Origin of the sequence: Prochlorococcus sp. MIT 1342 (assembly GCF_047304495.1) — a bacterium.
Classification (GTDB): domain Bacteria; phylum Cyanobacteriota; class Cyanobacteriia; order PCC-6307; family Cyanobiaceae; genus Prochlorococcus; species Prochlorococcus marinus_D.
This window is the reverse complement of record NZ_CP138957.1, coordinates 1689570-1709705: the sequence shown is the minus strand read 5'-3', so window position 1 is coordinate 1709705 and position 20136 is coordinate 1689570. Positions and strand designations below refer to the sequence as shown.

Here is a 20136-nt window from a genome sequence, read left to right as displayed (position 1 = left end):
GTTGTCACGATTCCATGAACTTAACGAATGAGATTAGCCTTGAAGAAACCGGAGCCAAGTCCAAACCATTTTTTCTTGTCTCGTAGGAAAGTAATCGCGAGTTCAAAGTCCATCAAGCCTTCATCCTCAATGACTTCTTTGGAGAGTCTTCCTTCGCTCTGTTTGGCATAGCTCTCATAAATTTCGTCCTTGCGGGATCCAAGAAAATCAACTATTTCTTGAAGAACATGATCTCGCCATACCTCTTTGCTGTCTTCGCTTAAAACTTGCTCATGAGCGTCTTTCATATGAGGGAAATCAACCAGCTTTACTTAAGCTAACATCGATCATGATCTTATTTACTCAATGGGCAGAAAATAAGAGCAAATATGGAAATGGTTGAAGTAAAACTCTCATTTCAAAAGCGTAGGAGGAAGGTGTTCTGGGTGTTCTTTGCTCTGCCGCCTTTTTTGAAGCTTGTTGATCTCTCATGATAGAGGCCATTGAATAGTTTTGATCTCTTAATTAGAAATGAGCTCTATTTTTATTCTTGCTCAACATATAAAGGGTTGGGGATTTTTATGTGTTTGGGGTTCTTCGTAGGTTCCTCCTTTGGATCCAACCAGTTTGCCGCCACCCTGAGACCATTAGCTGTCGTGGTTCTTGCTTGAGGTGAAGACCAGAGAAGGGCAACGATGAGGCCAAGTAAGACTGTTTTCATTAATGGATGATTAACCTCTCAATGATCAGGGCGACAAATGCTCCTCTTAGGAAGGAAATCCAGAGCAACCCATAGTCAGACACCCCAAGCTTCTTTTTTTCACGTTCAATAGATCTTTTGTGTGCTTCGATCAGGTTCATGCGGCTAATGCTTCCTTTTTCATGATAATCCTGAGGATTGTTGAGAGTGCAAGACCTATTTGTTTTCTAATGGATCGACAAGAGCAACCTTCATCCCTCAACCACAGCGCCAAACTCTCCTTTGCAGCATTTCTCTTGGATCGTCCTCCAAATTTTCCTCCTGTTTTCAAGCGGTGCTATGTGTTCAATTGTTTTTTCATTGGTCAGCGAAGGCTCTACTGCAGCAAGACCAGAAAAAATCCAAGAAGGACTGGCATCAATTCACCTATTGCTCTTGTGTTGATCAGACCATCCGCTGTTCTGATATGGATGCCTTTCTTCTGAAGATCTTGTAGCCTTGCAATCGCTCCCACTTGCTTTCTTTCTAGTCGGTTCAACTTCACGACTACCAATTCATCACCTGCATCGATTACTGCCAAAGCAATTTGCAGTTGTGGTCTGCCACTTCTTTCAGCCTAGTGCTGATGGCCTGGTGACAGTTAAGAGAGCAGTCTGCTTCATTTAATGCCTCAGCTTGATGATCGGCGGTCTGACATGAAGTGCTCACTGGAGGCCTTTGCCTAAGCGCTTGAATGTCAATCAAAGGGACCGGCTTTACCTGCTGATGCTTTGATTTCGAATGCTCAGGATTGATTTAGGAGTCCTATGACGCAGATACTCAGAAAATAAGGCCTGTACTTGAGGGCATCCGACGCGGTGCTCTATTTCAGGCTTGACCCTAAGGCTCTTTATCTTTATGGGTGAGAGAACCTGTCGCGGTGCAAGAGACAGCCTTCAACGCGGGTTCAGCTCTCTTGTCACCAATGAGGTGGTCATGATCATTGAGGTAAAAAAACTTGGCGACTTGTTTGTCGTTTCTTCTTTTGTGGGCCTGCTTGCTTTTTGGAGGGTCAGAACATTGGCTCATGGGGCGATTGTTGCCATATGAGGGGATTGGACATACAGGTGGAGGGTGATGAGCTCTTGATGGGCCTGAACAGACCTTGCGAGTCCTGCCGTCCTCAAGCGAAGGTTCTGCAGAGCAGGTCAAAAGTAATCCAAAGAGGTGGGGCTATAGGATATTGATTCCTTCAGCTTCATCCAGTGGCAGAGAAAAAATCAGTGGCAGAAAAAAAAGGACAGGAGTTAGCGACTGTCTCCGTTTATTTGAATACAGGCATAGTTGCAGGTATTTTTGCGGTTGGATTCCTCGTTTCAGCAGTTCTGTTTGCTGCTATCACCTTGATTGCAAGGGCGGTTGTATAAGTGAAACGAGCGACAATTAAAGAGAGAGTTATAGAGGTTGTCGATTTTGTGACAACCGAATCACCCTATCGCTCAGCCACACAGATATGGATCAATGACTATGTGTCTTTTCAGCTGGGCTCATCGCCAGATCAATCTTTAAAGGAAGGAGATGAGTTGCTAAGCATGTCTATTTATTGGAATACAGGAATAGGGGCAATTATCTTTGGCCTTGGTTTTGTCGTTACAACACTCTTGATTGCAGGCGTGTCTTTGATTTCATGGTGATCTGAAGGGTGGTAGAGCTCGATCCATGATCTTTGTTTATTCCTGCAAAGCATCAGACCCTTCCTGGGTTCTCGTTGGGATTGGTGAGCTGCCCACTTACACCTGATCAGTCTGGACCAAGCAATCCAATTTCAGCAAGGTAAATTCAACGCTGTTGTGGAGTGAATGAAGTGCTGCTTGGACTATTGATTTGGTCTTGCTCTACCACCCTGGCGATCTTTTGGAAGACCTAAAGCTGCTTGGAGCTGGAACAGCCTAGTGTTTGTTTAATCATCACTGATTCAATGGCAAAGGACAACGGCAAGGGCAAGAAATCCAAGAAGTCCAAGAAATGTGCGAGCTCCTCCGGTAGTAGGCGGATCCTTTGGTATGCATTTGGGGCTGGAGGTTTAGCCGCAAGGTGGATAGCGGCATTTGCTCTTTTGACAATTGCGATCAAGTTGTATCCGCTTAAGCAGGAAGCAAAGTTTTTTAATGCCTGTATTGAAGAGACAAGGAACAGCGGTACGAGCGTCTCTGCAGCAGTTCGTTTCTGCAATGGTGGAACCTGATGGAGGGGTTGCTTTGTTTGCTGAAGCTTGGATTTCGCCAGGCTTGAAATTGCTTATCAGTCTGAGGTCGTAGATGCCCAGAAATTAGTCTCGGGTTTAAGAACTTCGGCTGAGGGTGTCCTTTTTAATCTTGATGCCAAAAAACGGTTTCACTCTTGGGAGAGGGGCACCTTTTGTCTAGGCTGAGTCAATAGGAGAATGACCTCGATGCCACGCCGTACTGCTGCCATTGCCGTAGGTGTTGCCACAGCTGCTGTCACTGCTGTTGGCTTGTCGTTCTTTCGGGTAGGGAAACCCCTGCTGATTGTTTCTACGGCTGTTGCTGGAGTTGCCGGGGTGGCGGTCTTAGCAAGAAGAGAGGGGGAAGAGAATGATGTAAATGCTTATATTAAAAGCGGCAATGCTAAATATGGGATTGGTGATTATCAAGGATCAATTGAAGATTTTAGCAAGGCATTAATCATTGACCCTCAGTATGCTCTTGCATATTATAATCGTGGTAATGCGAAGGATGAATTAGAGGATTATAAAGGTGCGATTGATGATTACAGCAAGGCTCTGGAAATTGACGCCAATCATGCTATTGCATACAACAATCGCGGTGTTGCAAATAGGAAATCAGGTGACAATCGAGCGGCAATTGCTGATTACAATAAGGCGCTAGAGATTGATTCTAAACTTGCGGTTGCTTACCTAAATCGTGGAATTTCAAAAGAGAATGATGGCAACCTAACAGGTGCTTGTGCTGATTGGAGAGAGGCATCCGCATTGGGTGATGAAATAGCTGCTAAGTGGGTAAAAGAGTCATGCCGCTAGAATGGGTTCTGGCTGTCTGCACCATGCAGTTTGGGAGTAAGCTTGGTTCACTTTTTAGCTGATCAATCTTGAAGCTTTCCAGGTCTTTGCTTGGCCAAGCTGCATGGATGCTCTTGCCTCACTTTTTCTTGTAAAATGAAGTTGTTAATTCAGGATTCGTGCAGATTGAATTAACCCGTTTTAGAGGCTTAATGACTTTCTGCTCACTGAGGTTCTGCTGACCTATCGTAAGCGCTTCCTTTACTGCTTAGAAAGGAGCATTGCTGTTTTCTGACTGTTAAGGGGGCAAATCTTTCCCTTCGCTAAAGCTACAACGAGCCGGATTTGGCCCTGGGTCTTCTTGTGGTGCGCAGAATAGACAAGCTTGTAGGTAGGTTCGCTAGCCAGTTATAAGGATCCTCGCCTTGAAGTTGCCCGCTCTTGCTGGTCTCTCACAGTTGGGCTTCTCCGGTAAGGATCTCTCCACTCATGGCCCGTGCTCTGCAGCGGAGTTGTTTCAAAGAGAGCTCACAATCACCCTTTACCGGCCAGGCTTGAGGCAGTCCTTCTGCAATCCCTCGCCCATCAAACTTGCTTTCTGCCACGCTGCTCACCGTGGCTGTCCATCTTTTCTCGTTCAGGGTGCAGCTGCCTGATATACAGCGTAATGGGATGGTCTGATCCGGTGCGTTGGCGACAAAGGTGAGATGCCGACTGGACCCGTGTTCTACGCCTCGGCCGATGAAGCGGACCCCAGTCACTGTCGCGGTCTTGCGATCCATCTGAACAACCTTGCAAGTCTGCAGAGAGCCGCTTCCCAATCTGTATTTACATTTGCTAGCAATCCTTTCAAAGCGACCAATAGCTTGGAGTGGATCGGCGATCGAACTTGTTCCAGCAACCATGGACAGGCTGATCAGTAAGAGGGGAACAATCGGAGTGCGCATCTAGTTAATAGTCGCTATCAGCGACACACATTCCCAGACAACGTATGCCATTGATTGCGGTTCGCCGACAGTGGTTACAAAGGACATCCCCATCCTCTGGGGTTTCACTTGCTTTTGCCTCCTTTCCCCTTAGAGGTTTTCTGGAGTGAAATGGATTGGATGATTTGCCGGTTCTCGTCATGGTCGCGAGGATGGCGATTTGATTCGATTTTGTGATCATGCCCCTTCAGGTGGGAGCGCTGGTGAAACAGGAGTGGGCCAAGCATCTCAACCTAGACGTTGCAATTTCTAGAGTCTTTTGATTAGCTCGGTTGGCAGTACTTAGCCAGGAGACGGCAATCCATTTGGAGTAATGAACCCCTATTAGGCGCTGGTTGAGCTGGGAAGATTTGGATCAGGTGTCACTACGACCGGAAGAGTGGTTGCAGTAGAGCGGATGGGGACCACCTTGACGGGTGCCTCTGGAGCAATGTCGGAGTCCAGTTCCTTCAGTTCGCAGGCTGCCAAAGCTTCTTGAAGCAGTGAATCAAAAGTTGCTCCAGGCAAGCGGTGGCGTGAGATCTCGAGGAAAGTGCGAGGCAGAGATTCAGCGGCCGCCCTGCGTAGGGCTGGATTGCTGAGACGATGTTCTTGCTCACCTTGGATGGCTCGGATGAAGCGACGCGTCACATCTCGTTTGGTGGATGCCTTGATGAAGGTGTCGCTATCACCGAAACCGTTGTGTGCTTCTCGTTCGAGATCGCTGATGCGACGCTCCAGGCTTTCAAGAACTTCCTCAGCTTCTTTGCAGATGTGTACCAGTTGCCCGTCAGAGAGATTGGGGAGGTCTGCCACATAAACCTTGCCGTGGTCCCTCAGGGCTAAAAAGGTTGGCCTCGGACCCTGACCTTGGCGATGGGGGGCGTTGCGATCGTCGTAATCACTATTGATTTGCCGTCTTGGAGGTACAGGTCCTGCTGAGCTACGGCGACGCGTGATGCGCTGGGGGCTATCAAAGGGCATTGGATTTAAGTTAGATCTAACGACGCTGTTGCCGAAATATTCTCTCGGCGTGCATAGGTAAATATTACTTGAGGACGTGCCTGAAAATCGGCTCGAGAATAGGCTCGTACAAGTCCGATGTAATTAGTTAGAGAGATCTTGCGACTCAAGAGCCCTTGCGATGCAATGCTTTAGCTGGGTAGCCCTCGTAATCTCTCCCCGGTTGAGGGAGAGGCAGTTTCGACTTGACCAATAGGCCAAGCTTGCAGAGCTTGTTCGTTGCAAACCTGCAGGACATCACTTACTATTTCTTCTGCGACCACTAGGCAGAAACCCACTCCAAGATTGAATGTGTGCCAGAGGTCATGTTCTGGAATCTGGCCAGCATCTTGGAGCCATTGAAAAAGTTCTGGTCTGGTCCAGCTGCTTGGATCTATAGCGGGAACTAAGTCTTTTGGGCAACATCGGGGAAGATTCTCTGGTAGGCCTCCACCGGTGATATGTGCCATGCCGTGGAGTGGAACTTTTGCTTCTAGGAGGTTTTTTACCAGCTGGCCGTAAAGGGTGGTAGGGGTTAGCAAGGTCTCGATTAGAGGTTTGTTGTCGCATCCGAAGAGAGTGTTCTTATTGGCCTCAGTAAGGGCGAGCACTTTGCGCACCAAACTGAACCCGTTGCTATGAACGCCACTGCTGGCCACACCGATAATCTGATCTCCAGGCTTGATCTTGCGACCGTCAATCATCTCGTCTTCTTCTACCACTGCTACGCAAAAGCCGGCTAGGTCGTAGCAACCTGGGTCGTAAAACCCAGGCATCTCGGCTGTTTCTCCGCCTAGGAGGGCGCAGCCGCTGCGGCGACATCCCTCTGCAATTCCCTCCACAACTTGTGCCATGGCCTCTGGACTGAGGGCTCCTGTGGCGATGTAGTCGAGGAAAAAGAGGGGTTCAGCTCCACTGGTGATGACGTCGTTGACACACATTCCAACCAGGTCCAGCCCTACTCCGTAGTGGGCTTGATGTTGCTGAGCTAGTTCGAGCTTGGTGCCGACCCCATCAGTTCCTGCGACAAGCAGAGGCTTGTTTAGCCCTGCGGGGAGGCGTATCAAGCCTCCAAACCCTCCCAGGCCACCGATGACCTCTGGGCGGTGGGTGGCTTCGACGCTAGATCTGATCCGCTCGATGAATGCCCTACCTGCTTGGACGTCAACGCCCGCGGTCTTGTAGTCCATGGTTTCGACTGGCCCTCTCTAGATCCTCCTCTGCCGCCCTCTATTCAGCCAATGTCACGATTGTCCTGTCTTGCATTAGCGGGGCCTCTAGATGGCATCAGTTCGACTGATCATGGTGGCATGGCTCTGAGCCTTGCAAGTCCAGTGGGGATCTGTTATTTAGCTGGTTAAAGTTGCATCAATCTGACGAGGAGGTGCTGCTCGAGCTCACCTAAAGAGAGGATGTAATTCGTACGGTTCTGGGAACTTTGGTTGGTTGAAGGACGTCTTTCTGCTGGGGATGATTTTTTCTCCTCATTCAAGTGTCGTCTGCTAGTAATGAAATTTTCCGTTTCGCTTCTTGTTCTTGCTGGTGTTTGCTCCAGCAGTGCTGCACTGTTACCAGCCTTTGCCCTTGATCTTGACCTCGACAAAAAGGTCACCAGGGAACAGGTCAAGAAAGCTCTGCTTGAACGAATCTCGCTTTTTGCGACTCCTTTGTCTGCCAGTCAAGGCAGCTCAGATCAAGGCAGTGCTGATGTCGCTACTGGTTTAACTGTTGATTCAGTTGTTGAGACACCACCAGCGTTACCAATCGTTCCGGTTGCCAAGCTCAACAGACCTGTCAAGCCAACTCCCACTGTTGTTCAAGTGAGCACTGGTGAAGCAAGCTGGTACGGCCCGGGCTTCTTCGGAAACCGAACTGCAAGTGGTGAAGTTTTCAGGCCAGGCACAATGACAGCTGCTCATCGCAGCTTGCCTTTTGGTACCAAGGTAAGGGTGACCAACCTTTGGAATGATCGTTCTGCTGTTGTGACAATCAACGATCGCGGCCCTTTTATCGCTCATCGCGTCATCGATCTTGCTCATGGTGCTGCCCATGAGCTTGGTTTGATATCGAGTGGTATTGCCCAAGTGCGTCTTGAGGTGCTGCGCTGAGTTTTTCTGTTCTCAGTTCAACGGCTGAGTTGCATCAATGGCGTAAGCATCAGCAGTCTTCGGTTCATTTCGTACCCACCATGGGCGCTTTGCACCGCGGTCATGGCCAGCTGATCAAGTCAGTTCATGGATTTGGCAGCCTTCAACCAGCCGCTGTGTTGGTGAGTGTTTTCGTGAATCCTTTGCAGTTTGCCCCTGCCGAGGATTTCGATAGTTATCCTCGTGATCTTGAGGCCGATTGTGAGTTGGCATCAAGATCAGGTGCTTCTGCACTCTGGGCTCCTTCAGTTGATCAGGTTTTTCCTGGGGGGGCTTCTTCCCACTTCAGGATTCAGGTTCCTTCTCATCTTCAGGCACATTTGTGTGGGGCGAGTAGGCCTGGTCACTTTGATGGTGTGGTCACGGTGGTGGCTCGCCTTTTGGCTCTAGTTCGGCCAGAGGTGCTTGTGCTTGGTGAAAAGGATTGGCAGCAATTGGTGATCCTGCGCCATTTGGTTGCCCAGTTGGGGTTGCCGGTGCGGGTGCATGGGGTCGCCACTGTGCGCGATGACGATGGCTTGGCTTGTAGTTCCCGTAATCGTTACCTCATGACTCAACAGCGCCAGCAGGCGTTGGCCTTGCCTCAGCTACTTGCTCGAGCTGCTCGGGAGTCTCAGGATGGACGAGCAGTTGATCTTGCAGGGCTCCGGTGCGCATGGGAGCAACTTGGCTTGGAGGTTGAGTATGTAGAAAAGGTAGATGCCTTTAACCTGCAGCCTTTGCATGCTGGCCGCAAGCTTTGCCTTCTGGCGGCGGCTGTGCGGTGCGGGGAGACTCGTCTCATCGATCACACTTTTCTGATGTCTCGTCAGCCAATTGTTGCTATAGATGGGCCTGCCGGTGCTGGTAAAAGCACCGTGACAAGAGCCTTTGCTGAACGGCTTGGCCTGCTCTACCTCGATACGGGGGCCATGTATCGGGCTGTCACTTGGTTGACTCAACAACATGATGTTGATCCGCACGACCCTGTAGCAGTGAAAACCATCCTTGAGAATCTTGAGCTTGAGCTTGAGCCATCTCAATCAGGAGCACAGACGGTTCGGATCAATGGTCATGACGTAACAGAGGCGATCAGATCGCCGGAAGTGACGTCCTCGGTTTCAGTGGTTGCTGCTCACGGCTGTGTTCGTAAGGCTTTGACGGCTCAGCAACAGAGGATGGGTGTACGAGGCGGTTTGGTTGCTGAAGGACGGGATATTGGTACGGCCGTTTTCCCAGATGCAGAGTTGAAGGTGTTCCTCACCGCCAGCCCGGCTGAACGTGCCAGGCGTCGCGCTCTGGACCTGGACAATCGTGGTCTCCCGGTTCCTGATCTGGCTGAGTTGGAAACACAAATCGAGGAACGTGATCGAATGGATAGCACCCGCGAAGTTGCTCCTTTACGCCAAGCTGAAGATGCCACTGAGTTGATCAGTGACGGCATGACGATTGAGGAGGTGATTGAGACTTTGATCGAACTGTTTCGAGTGCAGGTTCCCGAGGAGGTTTGGCCTACAGCTGGGAGCTGAGTTCAATGAGCAGGCCTTCACAGGCGTCTTCAAGTAGATCGAGTACTTTCTCGAAGCCTGCATCTCCTCCGTAATAAGGGTCTGGCACCTCTTCAAGTGATGTTTTGGTGGCATAACTGAGCATGGGCTCGATCCTGGCAGTTGCCATAGGGCCGACTTCAGTGGCGAGGCTCTGAACAGTTGCCAGATTATCTGCGTCCATGGTGAGGATTAGATCAAAAGTCTGTAGATCCTCCAGGGTGATCTGTCGCGCTCGGCTGGGTAGAAGGATCCCTCGCTGCTGGGCAGCACTACGCATGCGCGAATCCGCTGGCCTGCCAACGTGCCATCCACCGGTGCCGGCGGAATCCACCACGAAGTGCTGTTCCATGCCTTGGCTTTTTAGTTGATGCAGGAAAACCCCTTCTGCAGCGGGGGAGCGACAGATGTTGCCGAGGCAAACGAACAGCAGCCGATGATTCATTCAGACTCCAAGCGTTGCAGGCTGAGCGTGAATCGCTTTGCATACCACGGAGGCATCTTTGATTGCACTTGCAAGGGGCTTTAAGTCTATTGATGGCTTGCCTTGGCTCAGGTTTGTTGAGTTGAAATCAACAATGCACAAAAGAATTTCGTTTTTCAATGAGTTCATTTGAGACTTTGTAGGGTCTTGATCAGAGCATTCTTAGAGGTCAAAAAGAACGTTATGGATATAAGACTCGGTCCATTGGTGACCATGGAAGCGGGCCAACATGGCTCTTGCTGGATCCTTTTTCGCTCTGTAGCTCAAGTATCGTTTCTGACCTTCCAGCAGCTTGAAGGCACGTTGAGGGGAGACCTCCTCTGCCATTTCGACAAGATCTAAGTAAAGGTTTAAGTAGTCTCTAAATGCTGGCATGATGACTTCATCGATCAGTTGGTTCCCTTCAATGCTTAGGGGTAGGCGAGTCCAGAGAAATCCTGGTGAAAAGTAAGGTTTAGCTTCTTCTGGTATCGGCCCTCCCTCAGGGAGGCGAACTCTCCAGTGTTCAAAGATTGGCATCAGTCGTTCCCAGACTTGTTTGGTATGGCGTTCGTCACTTTTGATTGCTGGTTGTAAGTCCAGTGCTAAAAGGTGCCCAGATGGAAGTGTTACTAAGTCTGCACCGAAGAAGGGAAGATCGAAGGTGTGATAAGGGTTTATCACGAAATTCAAGACCGAGGCAGAACGGCCGGCCTCCACGCAAGCGGCTCGCACCTGTCTGAACTTTTTGGTTCTGCAAGCCCAGGTGCATGTTGACACCGTGATGGGTTGAGATTTGGAGCCTGTTTCCCCTTCTCTTTGCAGGAACTCTGGAGCTACTGGGTATGGCTCAGGCTTCAGTGGTATTAAAGCGTTGATGGCATGGCTTAGGAACGGCGCCCATCGCCATTCGGGCATCCTGACTGGATCAAGGCTGCTTAGGCGTAAGGGTTTCATCGAGGTAGGTCATCGTCTGCGTCTGCCGGCGGAGATGAATCGGCTTTAGTGCTGGCAGGAAATAGGAATTCGTGTAGGAAGCGATCAGACCATGCCTTGCCGAAATGACTCGTAAACAAGCCGTGGGCTGGATCCCGCTCAGCGCTGTAAATGTCATAAGCGATCTGTAGTTGTTTGACTTCGGCCGCCGGTATTAGGGAGGCCTTGTCGCTGTTTTGTTGGTGAAGCTCCCAGTAACAGTGCAGGAAAGCGTTGAACGCTTCAGGTAAGGAGTGGGTTGCTTTTTCGGCGCCGCCTCTGCAGAAAAGTAACCAGGGGGAGAAGTATTGATTGGGATCGAACAATCGCATCGTCTCCTCTCCACTCAGTTCAGGGAAACGATTTTGGAGGGTTTTGAGTCCCTGGAAGTGGCGCTCTAAGTAGGACTGATCTTGAATGAGGGGTTGGAAGTCAAGGATCGCTACTAGCTTTTGTCTCTTCCCAAACCACAACAAGTCCAATCCCATCAATGGCTGATCAATGTTGTAGTTCGGATAAGCCACTGAGTTGAGGACCTGAAGGCTTTCCCCTGCATCGAGTCGTGAGACCCTCCAGCGACGGAACCCTGGTACCTGCCAGAGCCAACTTCGAATCAAGCTGTTTTTTTTCTCGTTTCGACATTCCCTAAGACCATCAGGAACTGCTGCAGTTTCTCCGCCTTGTATTCGGATGCTGGAGTGCAGTTCCTCAAGTAATGGGTCAAACATCTAAATGTGATCCCTCACTTCTTTGGGCTGAGTTGAAGATTTTCTCAAGATCAGTGGTTTGATGCTTCATGGCATGCCTGATGAATAGGCCAATCACATGCCCAGATCGTTCGATCTCAAGAGTGGACTGATAGGGACTGGTGATCGCAAGCATTTCATCCTCAGCCAGGTTGAAAGTGTTGAACAGTTGAAGGTGTTAATTCTCCGCCAACCTCTTGCTTTTTCCTCTTAGGCCACCGCATCCTCAGTGCTGCCGCCTCGTTGGCGGCTCGTGAGGAATCCAAACAGGACCTTTCCAATTGCAGCCACTAGGTTGCCTTCCAACTCCTTGAACATGGCCATATTGCAGTGAAAGGCCATATTTGCCTCCTCGACCATGCGTTCGGCGGTCTGCTGATTGATCGGCAGGCTATCAAGGGTGGCGCTGTATAGAGTCTTGAACGCTTTGGTGTCTTCAATGTCATTAAAGATATAAAAACGCACGCCGTCATTGCCCCCTAGCTTCATGGCCTTCTGGGCAATGGTCTTGAGAATCTGACCGCCTGAAAGGTCCCCGAGATAGCGGGTGTAGTGATGAGCCACTAGTAACTCAGGCGACTTCTGCGCCAACTTATGAATACGGGCCACATACTCCTGAGCCGCCAGCGTCGCCTTGGCCAGATTGCGCCAGTCGCTGCCGAAATAAAAAATCAAATCTTGTTCTAAGGCCTCGCAGCGATTGAGCTCGGGGAAGCCAATAGGTGCCACCACCGGATGCTTTTGCTCACGCAGCTCGCCGATTTCTGCTTCCAGTGCGGAGTAGACGAAATAGAGATCAGCCACCAGCATGCGATAACTGGACTGATCAACCACCCCTTTAAGGAAACAGCTCACGAAACCAGTGTTCTCGGCCATCGTGTGGGCGGCCTTGGTGCCTTCTCTTAGTTGGCTCGCAAGGGCTACCGCCAAGGTGCTTGAAGTCGAATGTCTTGATTGACCCTAGGAGGCTAAATGGCAGTTTCAGGAAGACCTTAAAAGAAGGATTCGCACTTGAACAGGATGCAACGGCAATGAGGCTGGATTAATTCTGATCACGCTGTGCGACGAGCTCAGTGAGAATCAAGTCGATTCGCTGCAATTCGGTATGTTCGGCTAATGAGGCGTCGATCTTTTTTTGAGGCATCCTTAGCTTTTGCCCAATCGAGATAATTTCATTTCGTAATCGCTTGCGATAGGCGTTTAGATCCCCAATGGTTTCCTGTAGCTCTTCTCGTGTGGCTTCAGGCATTGGCTTTAATCACTCATCTTTAAGCCTACACTTGAATATTTAATCATCATTTCAAGCAAGAGAACCCCTTTAGAGGAGTTCAACATCGAGCCTTTCGAGCAATGATCAACGCAACTCAATGAAGCCTTGCATGGCTTGCTTCTACTCTGGTTGGTTTGGAGTCTGTTGGAGTGCCGAAGCCCAAAAGTTTGATCAAGCAGTGTGTCTTGGTTGCGTGGATGCTTCAGTGACGAACCGTTGCGTGATTGCTTGCTGATTGGCTGGGTTTCGGTATAGAGGCTTACGATTGCGTTCGTCTTCAGTCCAATCAAGGGGGGCAAAACCCATTAGCGCAAAGGTCTTGCCGCTTTAATGCAGGCTTCTTAAGGCGTCACCCGCATTAAGAGGTTTATCTGCAAGTGGTAATGTCCATCTAGCTTTTGGAGTCTTCCCTTAATGGTTCAGAAGCTCCCTAACCCCCAGTCCTGTCCGGCTTGCCAATGCTTGACGCATTCTCTCGCGCTGTAGTTGGTGCTGATGCCAAAGGGGCTTGCCTCGGCAGTGCCGATTTGGCTTCTCTTCGTCAGCACGTTGCGGATGCCAACATTCGAATCGATGCAACCAATGCAATCGCGCAACACATTTCTTGTATTGCAGCGGATGCAGTGAGTGGCATGGTTTGCGAGAACACAGGCATGACCCAGCCTGGCGGTAACTGCTATCCCACTCGCCGCATGGCTGCTTGCTTGCGCGATGGAGAGATCATCCTCCGCTATGTCAGTTACGCCCTCTTGGCAGGGGATGCATCTGTTCTGGATGATCGTTGCCTCAATGGTCTCAAAGAGACCTACGAGGCTCTGGGCGTTCCTATTAAGAACGCAGTTCGTGCTGTTGAGATCATGAAGGCCGCTACTGTCGCTATCATTACGGATACAAATTCTGGTCCCTCTGCTTTCCAGGGGATCTCTGGTAAGGGTTCTGACTGCCAGGGTATTGCTGCAGAAGCTGCTTCCTATTTTGATCGTGTGATCAGCTCCCTGAGCTGAATCATTCGTAATTTTATTCAAGTTAATTATCACACTTCCATAAAAGGAATCACACGATGAAATCTGCTGTCACAACAGTGATCACTGCAGCAGATGCAGCAGGTCGTTTCCCTGATATAAGTGACCTTAAAGCTGTCAAGGCATCCTTCGATCGTGCAGCTGCCCGCATGGAAGCTGCTGAGAAGCTGGCTTCTGGCATAGACAATGTGACTGCTGATGCACTTAAAGCTGTTTACAGCGATGGTAAGTATGACCTTGCAACTAGGGACAAGTGTGCAAGAGACATCAACCATTACTTGCGCCTGATTAACTATTGCTTGATAGCAGGTAGCACTGGCCCCCTTGATGAGTGGGGTATTGCCGGTGTTCGAGAAGTGTTTCGCACACTCGGTATCCCTACTTCTGCCTACATCGAGGCCTTTAGCTACATCCGTGAGCGTGTATGTGTTCCTCGTGATATGGATCAGCAAGCTGCCAACGAGTTTAAGGACCTTCTTAACTACCTGATTAATGCTCTCTCCTGAACCTCAATGCCTTTAGGCGGCTACCTCTCAAGGTCTGCGCAGCTTGTTTTTTAGCTTGGTTGGCCTTGTCTGTAACAGCATTGGGAATCTATTGGATTTAAAGATCTCCACCAAGCTCTTCTGAATTACTCTTATCGCTAGTGACTTGAGATGTGCTAAGCCTACATACATGAGCAAGGATGAAAACTGTAAGCCTGATCTTGAGGATTTATTTGATGACTTTGCTCATCCAAATCCACAAATCAAAGAAGAAGCTTATTTGAAAATGTCTCGCCACTGGCCTGAGGAGTCAATGCCTAGACTGCTGGCCAATCTGGATCAGACGGATATTGAACTTAGAAGAGCATCTGTAAAAGCCCTTGGTGTATTTGGTGGACGCTCCTTGCTCCCTTTGGCGCAGATATTTCATGCCAATGAGACTAGAATAGTTCGCACAAGTTGTCTCAAGGCTTTTGTGCAAGTGGCAGCTAAGTTCCCTGGTGAAGCCTTCCCAAAAGAGGCCATGGAGGTTGTCGAATTGGCTCTACAGGATGATATCCCTGAGTTGACCCTTACAGTGGTTCCGCTTCTATCTCTTCTCGGCAAGCAGGGGCTTCCGCTTCTGCTACAGAGTTGCAAAAGTAAGAATATCTTGCTGGCTGCTATTGCAGTAACTGCTCTTGGGGAAGTTGATGATCCTGCAGCTGAAGCTTGCTTGAAAGAGCTTCAGGCGGACGATTTAATTGATGATTTGTTGGCAGGGAGCGTGATTGATGCTCTCAATACATTGGAGCAACGTAATGCAGGCAAGCCCAGTACTCAATAATGACTAGCTTTCATCATTATGTTTCTTTAGATCTTCGTTCGAAAGCTGATCAATTGCGAGCTGCAAAACCCTATTGACGCTTTCATCTTGTTCTGCAGACTTTCTTGCAAGCAGTTCATTGAGTGTTTCCGTTGCCTTCAGTTTCATTAGAGACAAGGCTGCATTCTTTCGGACTTGAGGGTGTAAATCATCGAGCCTGGCCAATAACATTGGCTGTGCCCAGGATGGTTCGTGTAGCTTGCCAAGCAATATGGTTGCTTCAGCACGCACATCGCTGGCAGGGTCAACTAAAGCTTCTAGGAGAAGCTCTCGAGCATCTGTATCACCCAAGGCTTGTATTTGCTCTCCCAGGCCGGCGATGGCTGCCGCTCTAATTTCTGCATGGTCGGATTGGGCTGCATTGCGAAGAGCATCAGGTGCTTGAGCTCCCACAAAGGCCAGCCCCCAGCTAGCGAATCCACATTGCATTGCTGTGCTGTTGGGATTCATGAGGACCTCTAGCAGGAGCTCTATTGCATCGGCACCAAAAATCGCCATGGCTCCTGCCGCTGATCCCTGAACGACAGGGTCTGGATCGTTGAGAAGGGCTTCGAGGAGATTTGGCAAGGTGCTTGGATCGCCCACCAGTTTGAGGGTCTTTGCGGCGGCGCGCCTCACCGTGGCACTGGAATGCTTGTGTAGGGCCACACAAAGTGCTGGCACCGCGGCCTTGCCTACGACGCCGAGACTTTCTGCAAAGGTACGTCGAAGCAATCCTCGATGATCGCCAAGACCAGACACCATGCGCTGAATTTGCTCTGCATCGGCTTTCGGCGTGTCTCCACGTCTGAGCATGGCCTTTAATTCATCGGCCAGTTCAGCGGCTTCGTCTTCATTCAGCAACGACTCGTCAGTATTGATGCTGAAGGGGTGGTCCTGTGTCAATGTTGTCGACTTGAGAATGCATGCATTATCGATGTGAGCAAGGTAATCACTAGAGTCGAGAGATCAACGGATCCACTTTTTTAACGGTTAAGGCCTTTATGCAAGCCTGCCTGATAGAAGGCTAAGGGGATAACAATGAGACCATGATGCTATTTGTGAATTGTGCAGGATTTTGGCTGTAATTAGAAATTCTGCCTTCATTCTTTTGGAATTCACTAGTAAGGATCCTGATCGAAGGTTTTGCTGCGTTTTTTTAGCCTTGAAGATAGTTAAACCCTTTGCCATCCTGATTGCCTTTGGAAGCTTAGCTGTTATAAATTTGTTTAAGGGATGGTCAGAGTTATTGCGATAGTTATTGGACCTTGAAAGGATCCTGCGATTGTGTTTGCTTTGCTTGATAAGCAGTTAATTTTGGGCATGCCTGAGATTGTAGACTCCAACAGCTTGATAATTACCATTAGCTAGAACAGCTTCAGGATGGTGATAGAAGCTAAAAGGGTTTTTAATTTCATTGATCTGAAGCCATTAGAGTTCCCCCTTTTGGGATGATTGACTTGTCGATATAATAGTGGTCAGTAAAGCGACGATAAGCTGTTCAGTGAAGCTTGGTTTTTTAGAATCAAAATTGATTCTTGAGGCACTCCAGCCCCCTTGTTGGATGGTTGAAAGTTGGCCTTGTTTTTAAGGCTATTACCAATGCTTGCGCAAGTCTCGACTCCTTCACAGATTGTATGTCAGTCAATGTACTAAGAGTTTTAGCCCTGCGCTCTATTTCCATAGAATGGAATCCCTTGCTTATTCCCACAGCTTTTTTATCTCAAAACATGTTTTATTGTTGATCAATATGACTCATATGGATGAATCAAAAGCTACAGGTTTTAGTACGGAAGTGGAAATAGCTTCTTTGGTTGAGGTTGAGCGACGTGAACTATTCATAATTGAGCTCAATTGGGCGGGCAATAGCGCGGCATTCTCATTAAGTTAATGGTGGTAGATTTCTTTGCCGACAAGTAATGGATGAGTCATGATACTTTGCGGCTTAAGTTGGCACATAGATTTCATGCAGCTATGGCTTTGAGCCTAATGTTTTGCTCTTTAGCTGATGCTTCTTTTAGAGGCTATTTGTGGAATCCTGGCCATTCTTTGTTATTTTCTAATTTGCTGCATTGGTTGCAAGAGATAGAAGTAAACTTGTCTGGCTGAATCAGTCAATCATTATTGAAGCTATCGTTCTATTGGAAACAGAAGCTCCTGTCCCTGAACAGCTGGCAATATCAACTCATGAATTCACCTATGCATTGTATTATGATTTTTTCACCTCTTTAATGAAAGCATCTTCGCTCGAAGCATGTATCACATTGTGGCTGCTGAAATCTGGCTAGTGTTTTCTATGTTGAATTGGGGCAGACATTTCGATTCCCCTCAGTCATAAAGAGTCATTCCGTAGTCAACACTGAGGCTATTTGCTATGGGAGAGAATGATTGATTGAGAGGTTTTTGAGGGTCTTGGCAAGATGACAAGGATCAATTTAGTGATTAGATATTTCAGTGAATGCTGCCTCTATTGAATCTCAAATTCATGATCAGTTAGTAGCGATACTTGTCTATTCCAGCTTCTTCCAGTAGGCATGCCTCTAACGTGAGATTAGTACCTTTCGCAAAACAGTAGAGTTCACGATTGCCTAATATTTCTTAAAAGATGACTCAGATGGGAATGTAGTGTTCCAGAGTAATGACTTGGTTAACCTTTCTGCCTTGCTCCTCATTCATATTCTGATCTAGTGAAAGAGCTGAAGAGCCCATTCGATCATCTTCCATCTCTCAGCCAGGAAGAGGCACTCAAGATTCTTTGTACGCCTATCAATAAGTTGGAGTTGGCCAGTGATTACTACAAGGCAGCCTTTCACCTAAGCAAATTCCCTGGACCCATGACAGAAGAGGCCTTGTTGCGCCTTGTTGAGTCAGAGTCCTCTGAATTGCCTGTTGTGATTGCCCGTAAAAAGGCCGTTGAGGGCTTGGCTCGTCTTCGTTGTACCGCTGCAATTCCTGCTATTGGTCGCTGCCTTATAAGCACTGATCCAAATTTGGTTGAGATTTCTGCTTGGGCCCTTCAAGAGTTGGATTGTCAGGACCCTGATCTACATCAAGTCATGCTGTCTTTGCTAGATAATCCCAAGCAGCATCGGCGCGTGTTGATTCAGAGCCTGGCTTGTCTTGGGGTGGTTTCAGCGGCATCAAGAATTGAGTCTTTGCAGGATGATGCCACGCCTGGTGTTCGTGGTGCTGCTCTTGCTGCAGTGTTTAGGCTTTGCGGCAAAAAAGATCGACTGATGGAGCTGGAGTTGCATCTGGCCCTTCCTGTTCAGATGGATCGACATCTTGCAATTCAGGATGTTATCGATGCAGGTGAATTTGATTTACTTAAGGCTACTTTAAGGGCACCTGTATCTCCGACCTTTCGCATGCGGGCCTTGAATGCTCTTTGGCCTGAAGAGTTGGTAAAGAAGAATGGCCTTGATTTGCTGGTTATTTTGGATGGGCTGATGCTTGATGACCCAGATGATCTTGATCTCGTGCATCATTATGATGAATCTCCTAAAGATACCTTCCTGATTGAGGAACTATTCGGGACTGATTTCAGTCGCTGTTATCTTGCTGTTCAGACCTTGCGTAGTCGCAATCCAACAGAGCTTTGGCCTTTGTTATTGAAATGCTGGGAACGAGCAAAGAAGGATTATGGTGCGCTTTATTTCTTTATGCTTCTTTTTAGATGTATGACCGATTGGCCGGAAACAGCACAACAGAAAATTCAGGATTTATGCTTCTCTGCACTTGATCGGCGTTGGCCTGATTTTATTAAATTTAAGCCAGCTTCCATCCTTACGCTGATGCAATATAGCCCCGAGATTGGTTGTTCCTATTTGTCTCAATGGTTGAACCCAGAGAAGTCTCCTTACTGGGCCTGTCGATATGCAGCATTATTGGCTATTGAGCCTTTGCTTCATGTAGAAGAATGGGGCACATTGGTAGAGAATGTGGTTAGAAGTAAGGAGGACCCACATCGCTTTGTTCGGGCTAAGGTTAACAGTCTTGAGATGAATCGTATGGGGGTTTCTCCTCCTGTAAGTTAAGGGCATTCTTCTTTGTTCGCTGATTCCCCTTGCTCATGAATCTTGGATAGCAGTATTAATTATAGATTTAGTGCTTTATTTATTATTATTATTTTACTGGTCAACTATCAAGATATTGAGCCTATTAATTCCTTCATGCTTTTATCTCGAAGTTTTCGAGAGGACCTGGCTTTTGCAAAGTAAAAACGGCAATGGCTTAGTGGGCCTGGAAAGCAGGATGTGAGTTCATGGGACAGTTAATAGATGCATTGAACTGTCATGGGATTTCTCACTCTTGTTATTTCATTCTTGCGACACATTAATAGTTTCTTTGATGTGTTAATTCAGTGTGAGGTAGAGCGCAACCAGCTTTCGTTAAGATGATCGCCTAGATTGACAATACGTTGGAAGTGAAGTGGACCTTGCTTTGAGCCCCAGAGCTGTTCATGTGTTTTTGGGTCAAATCCGCGATCTCGACTAATCCAAATTTTTTCATCAAACTCCACCTCGCTGACCAGATAAGTCATGGTGTTGTTGCGAGGAACTAGGCAGTTGTTACCAGGTTCAACTTGTCCTTGATATTGGTTTGGTTTTACTTCCTTGAAGTGCATAGAGCAGCCCCGTCGCGGAAGGAGCGTATCAGCGCATAGGTGATTGAGAAGTTCAGGGTAAAAACCTGCGCCAGCCAAGCGCTTAGGCTCTTGCAAGCTATAATTCTCCAATATGAATGCTTCTTTATTTGCTAGTAATTTATGCACGCCTTGACGATAAGGACGCCATGGATCATAGTCGTAACTTTGCTCTGAATAATATCCAGGCCCTTTAAATACATCCCATAATAGTGGCCTAAAGTAGATATTGATTCTGGCAAAGTGGATTGGATCTTTCTGAGCTTGCTCCTTGTTGCTGTAGTGAGCAGCTAATGTTTTGGCGAAACGCAGTAATGAACTCTGACGCATCTTTTTTTTGTTGATCCT

At 48.3% G+C, this 20136-nt stretch carries 24 protein-coding genes; 12 read left to right on the top strand and 12 right to left on the bottom strand.

The window, feature by feature from the left end; translation table 11 throughout:
- Positions 1–20: 20 nt before the first annotated feature.
- Together SIB79_RS08800 and SIB79_RS08795 are read right to left on the bottom strand one after the other, a co-directional pair.
- Positions 21–287 (bottom strand): hypothetical protein, encoded by a 267-nt coding sequence (locus SIB79_RS08800; RefSeq protein WP_063405178.1) that lies wholly within the window; start codon positions 285–287, stop codon positions 21–23.
- A 768-nt stretch (positions 288–1055) separates the two neighbouring features.
- Positions 1056–1223: a hypothetical protein gene (locus tag SIB79_RS08795; protein ID WP_236072734.1), complete on the bottom strand. Its 168-nt coding sequence runs from the start codon at positions 1221–1223 to the stop codon at positions 1056–1058.
- Between the two features lie 700 nt (positions 1224–1923).
- Between SIB79_RS08795 and SIB79_RS08790 the strand changes: the two genes are divergently transcribed.
- From SIB79_RS08790 to SIB79_RS08775, 4 genes are all read left to right on the top strand, one after another.
- Positions 1924–2085, top strand: a complete 162-nt coding sequence (locus SIB79_RS08790; protein ID WP_155724717.1) for a hypothetical protein — start codon at positions 1924–1926, stop codon at positions 2083–2085.
- A gap of 48 nt (positions 2086–2133) precedes the next feature.
- Positions 2134–2352 (top strand): hypothetical protein, encoded by a 219-nt coding sequence (locus tag SIB79_RS08785; protein WP_155724718.1) that lies wholly within the window; start codon positions 2134–2136, stop codon positions 2350–2352.
- A 284-nt stretch (positions 2353–2636) separates the two neighbouring features.
- Complete coding sequence (locus SIB79_RS08780) at positions 2637–2903, top strand: hypothetical protein (protein ID WP_063405185.1); 267 nt, start codon at positions 2637–2639, stop codon at positions 2901–2903.
- 207 nt (positions 2904–3110) lie between these two features.
- Positions 3111–3719 (top strand): tetratricopeptide repeat protein, encoded by a 609-nt coding sequence (locus tag SIB79_RS08775; protein ID WP_413681068.1) that lies wholly within the window; start codon positions 3111–3113, stop codon positions 3717–3719.
- 431 nt (positions 3720–4150) lie between these two features.
- On the opposite strand, the gene SIB79_RS08770 is transcribed toward SIB79_RS08775, so the two are convergent.
- The 3 genes from SIB79_RS08770 to purM all read right to left on the bottom strand — a co-directional run bounded on the left by SIB79_RS08770 (position 4151) and on the right by purM (position 6855).
- Entirely contained in the window at positions 4151–4645 is a 495-nt protein-coding gene (locus SIB79_RS08770; RefSeq protein ID WP_063405189.1) for a hypothetical protein, read from the bottom strand.
- Between the two features lie 363 nt (positions 4646–5008).
- Positions 5009–5647, bottom strand: coding sequence for a hypothetical protein (locus tag SIB79_RS08765; RefSeq protein ID WP_063405191.1), 639 nt, complete (start codon positions 5645–5647; stop codon positions 5009–5011).
- Between the two features lie 170 nt (positions 5648–5817).
- Positions 5818–6855 carry a phosphoribosylformylglycinamidine cyclo-ligase gene (gene purM / locus SIB79_RS08760; protein ID WP_063405193.1) on the bottom strand — a complete coding sequence of 346 codons (1038 nt, stop codon included), beginning with the start codon at positions 6853–6855 and terminating at the stop codon, positions 5818–5820.
- Between the two features lie 318 nt (positions 6856–7173).
- Here purM and SIB79_RS08755 point away from each other — a divergent pair, with 318 nt between their 5' ends.
- Entirely contained in the window at positions 7174–7773 is a 600-nt protein-coding gene (locus SIB79_RS08755; protein ID WP_063405195.1) for a septal ring lytic transglycosylase RlpA family protein, read from the top strand.
- Positions 7770–9320 carry a bifunctional pantoate--beta-alanine ligase/(d)CMP kinase gene (locus SIB79_RS08750; RefSeq protein WP_074161365.1) on the top strand — a complete coding sequence of 517 codons (1551 nt, stop codon included), beginning with the start codon at positions 7770–7772 and terminating at the stop codon, positions 9318–9320. The genes SIB79_RS08755 and SIB79_RS08750 overlap by 4 nt, the downstream gene beginning before the upstream one ends.
- Here SIB79_RS08750 and SIB79_RS08745 read toward each other — a convergent pair.
- The 3 genes from SIB79_RS08745 to SIB79_RS08735 form a co-directional block, all read right to left on the bottom strand.
- Positions 9304–9783 carry a low molecular weight protein-tyrosine-phosphatase gene (locus SIB79_RS08745; protein ID WP_063405199.1) on the bottom strand — a complete coding sequence of 160 codons (480 nt, stop codon included), beginning with the start codon at positions 9781–9783 and terminating at the stop codon, positions 9304–9306. The two genes, SIB79_RS08750 and SIB79_RS08745, sit on opposite strands and share 17 nt — an antisense overlap.
- Positions 9784–9984: 201 nt before the next feature.
- Entirely contained in the window at positions 9985–10758 is a 774-nt protein-coding gene (locus SIB79_RS08740; protein ID WP_063405201.1) for a phycoerythrobilin:ferredoxin oxidoreductase, read from the bottom strand.
- Entirely contained in the window at positions 10755–11504 is a 750-nt protein-coding gene (locus SIB79_RS08735) for a 15,16-dihydrobiliverdin:ferredoxin oxidoreductase (RefSeq protein ID WP_063405203.1), read from the bottom strand. Before SIB79_RS08735 ends, SIB79_RS08740 begins: the two co-directional genes overlap by 4 nt.
- 97 nt (positions 11505–11601) lie before the next feature.
- Between SIB79_RS08735 and SIB79_RS08730 the strand changes: the two genes are divergently transcribed.
- Complete coding sequence (locus SIB79_RS08730) at positions 11602–11736, top strand: hypothetical protein (RefSeq protein ID WP_268873549.1); 135 nt, start codon at positions 11602–11604, stop codon at positions 11734–11736.
- On the opposite strand, the gene SIB79_RS08725 is transcribed toward SIB79_RS08730, so the two are convergent.
- Together SIB79_RS08725 and SIB79_RS08720 are read right to left on the bottom strand one after the other, a co-directional pair.
- Positions 11733–12452 (bottom strand): heme oxygenase (biliverdin-producing), encoded by a 720-nt coding sequence (locus tag SIB79_RS08725; protein ID WP_063405205.1) that lies wholly within the window; start codon positions 12450–12452, stop codon positions 11733–11735. The two genes, SIB79_RS08730 and SIB79_RS08725, sit on opposite strands and share 4 nt — an antisense overlap.
- Positions 12453–12564: 112 nt before the next feature.
- Positions 12565–12771 (bottom strand): hypothetical protein, encoded by a 207-nt coding sequence (locus SIB79_RS08720; RefSeq protein ID WP_041384640.1) that lies wholly within the window; start codon positions 12769–12771, stop codon positions 12565–12567.
- Positions 12772–13250: 479 nt separating this feature from the next.
- On the opposite strand from SIB79_RS08720, the gene SIB79_RS08715 reads away from it, so the two are divergent.
- The 3 genes from SIB79_RS08715 to SIB79_RS08705 all read left to right on the top strand — a co-directional run bounded on the left by SIB79_RS08715 (position 13251) and on the right by SIB79_RS08705 (position 15125).
- Positions 13251–13796, top strand: a complete 546-nt coding sequence (locus SIB79_RS08715; RefSeq protein ID WP_063405209.1) for a bleomycin hydrolase — start codon at positions 13251–13253, stop codon at positions 13794–13796.
- 56 nt (positions 13797–13852) lie between these two features.
- Positions 13853–14320 carry a bleomycin hydrolase gene (locus tag SIB79_RS08710; RefSeq protein WP_011826840.1) on the top strand — a complete coding sequence of 156 codons (468 nt, stop codon included), beginning with the start codon at positions 13853–13855 and terminating at the stop codon, positions 14318–14320.
- A gap of 292 nt (positions 14321–14612) precedes the next feature.
- Positions 14613–15125: a HEAT repeat domain-containing protein gene (locus SIB79_RS08705; RefSeq protein ID WP_413681064.1), complete on the top strand. Its 513-nt coding sequence runs from the start codon at positions 14613–14615 to the stop codon at positions 15123–15125.
- Positions 15126–15128: 3 nt separating this feature from the next.
- Here SIB79_RS08705 and SIB79_RS08700 read toward each other — a convergent pair whose 3' ends face one another.
- Positions 15129–16049, bottom strand: coding sequence for a HEAT repeat domain-containing protein (locus tag SIB79_RS08700; RefSeq protein WP_063405213.1), 921 nt, complete (start codon positions 16047–16049; stop codon positions 15129–15131).
- Between the two features lie 1166 nt (positions 16050–17215).
- Here SIB79_RS08700 and SIB79_RS08695 point away from each other — a divergent pair.
- Together SIB79_RS08695 and SIB79_RS08690 are read left to right on the top strand one after the other, a co-directional pair.
- Positions 17216–17431: a hypothetical protein gene (locus SIB79_RS08695; protein WP_063405215.1), complete on the top strand. Its 216-nt coding sequence runs from the start codon at positions 17216–17218 to the stop codon at positions 17429–17431.
- A 399-nt stretch (positions 17432–17830) separates the two neighbouring features.
- Positions 17831–19180, top strand: coding sequence for a HEAT repeat domain-containing protein (locus tag SIB79_RS08690; protein ID WP_063405217.1), 1350 nt, complete (start codon positions 17831–17833; stop codon positions 19178–19180).
- Positions 19181–19503: 323 nt separating this feature from the next.
- Here the strand turns inward: SIB79_RS08690 and SIB79_RS08685 are convergent, their stop codons facing one another.
- Positions 19504–20118, bottom strand: a complete 615-nt coding sequence (locus SIB79_RS08685; RefSeq protein WP_063405219.1) for a chromophore lyase CpcT/CpeT — start codon at positions 20116–20118, stop codon at positions 19504–19506.
- Between the last annotated feature and the right edge of the window lie 18 nt (positions 20119–20136).

Coding starts and splice junctions, on each gene's coding strand:
- SIB79_RS08800 (WP_063405178.1), bottom strand. CDS start 287: ATGAAAGACGCTCATGAGCAAGTTTTAAGCGAAGACAGCAAAGAGGTA.
- SIB79_RS08780 (WP_063405185.1), top strand. CDS start 2,637: ATGGCAAAGGACAACGGCAAGGGCAAGAAATCCAAGAAGTCCAAGAAA.
- SIB79_RS08775 (WP_413681068.1), top strand. CDS start 3,111: ATGCCACGCCGTACTGCTGCCATTGCCGTAGGTGTTGCCACAGCTGCT.
- SIB79_RS08770 (WP_063405189.1), bottom strand. CDS start 4,645: ATGCGCACTCCGATTGTTCCCCTCTTACTGATCAGCCTGTCCATGGTT.
- SIB79_RS08765 (WP_063405191.1), bottom strand. CDS start 5,647: ATGCCCTTTGATAGCCCCCAGCGCATCACGCGTCGCCGTAGCTCAGCA.
- purM (WP_063405193.1), bottom strand. CDS start 6,855: ATGGACTACAAGACCGCGGGCGTTGACGTCCAAGCAGGTAGGGCATTC.
- SIB79_RS08755 (WP_063405195.1), top strand. CDS start 7,174: ATGAAATTTTCCGTTTCGCTTCTTGTTCTTGCTGGTGTTTGCTCCAGC.
- SIB79_RS08745 (WP_063405199.1), bottom strand. CDS start 9,783: ATGAATCATCGGCTGCTGTTCGTTTGCCTCGGCAACATCTGTCGCTCC.
- SIB79_RS08740 (WP_063405201.1), bottom strand. CDS start 10,758: ATGAAACCCTTACGCCTAAGCAGCCTTGATCCAGTCAGGATGCCCGAA.
- SIB79_RS08735 (WP_063405203.1), bottom strand. CDS start 11,504: ATGTTTGACCCATTACTTGAGGAACTGCACTCCAGCATCCGAATACAA.
- SIB79_RS08730 (WP_268873549.1), top strand. CDS start 11,602: ATGCCCAGATCGTTCGATCTCAAGAGTGGACTGATAGGGACTGGTGAT.
- SIB79_RS08720 (WP_041384640.1), bottom strand. CDS start 12,771: ATGCCTGAAGCCACACGAGAAGAGCTACAGGAAACCATTGGGGATCTA.
- SIB79_RS08715 (WP_063405209.1), top strand. CDS start 13,251: ATGCTTGACGCATTCTCTCGCGCTGTAGTTGGTGCTGATGCCAAAGGG.
- SIB79_RS08710 (WP_011826840.1), top strand. CDS start 13,853: ATGAAATCTGCTGTCACAACAGTGATCACTGCAGCAGATGCAGCAGGT.
- SIB79_RS08705 (WP_413681064.1), top strand. CDS start 14,613: ATGCCTAGACTGCTGGCCAATCTGGATCAGACGGATATTGAACTTAGA.
- SIB79_RS08685 (WP_063405219.1), bottom strand. CDS start 20,118: ATGCGTCAGAGTTCATTACTGCGTTTCGCCAAAACATTAGCTGCTCAC.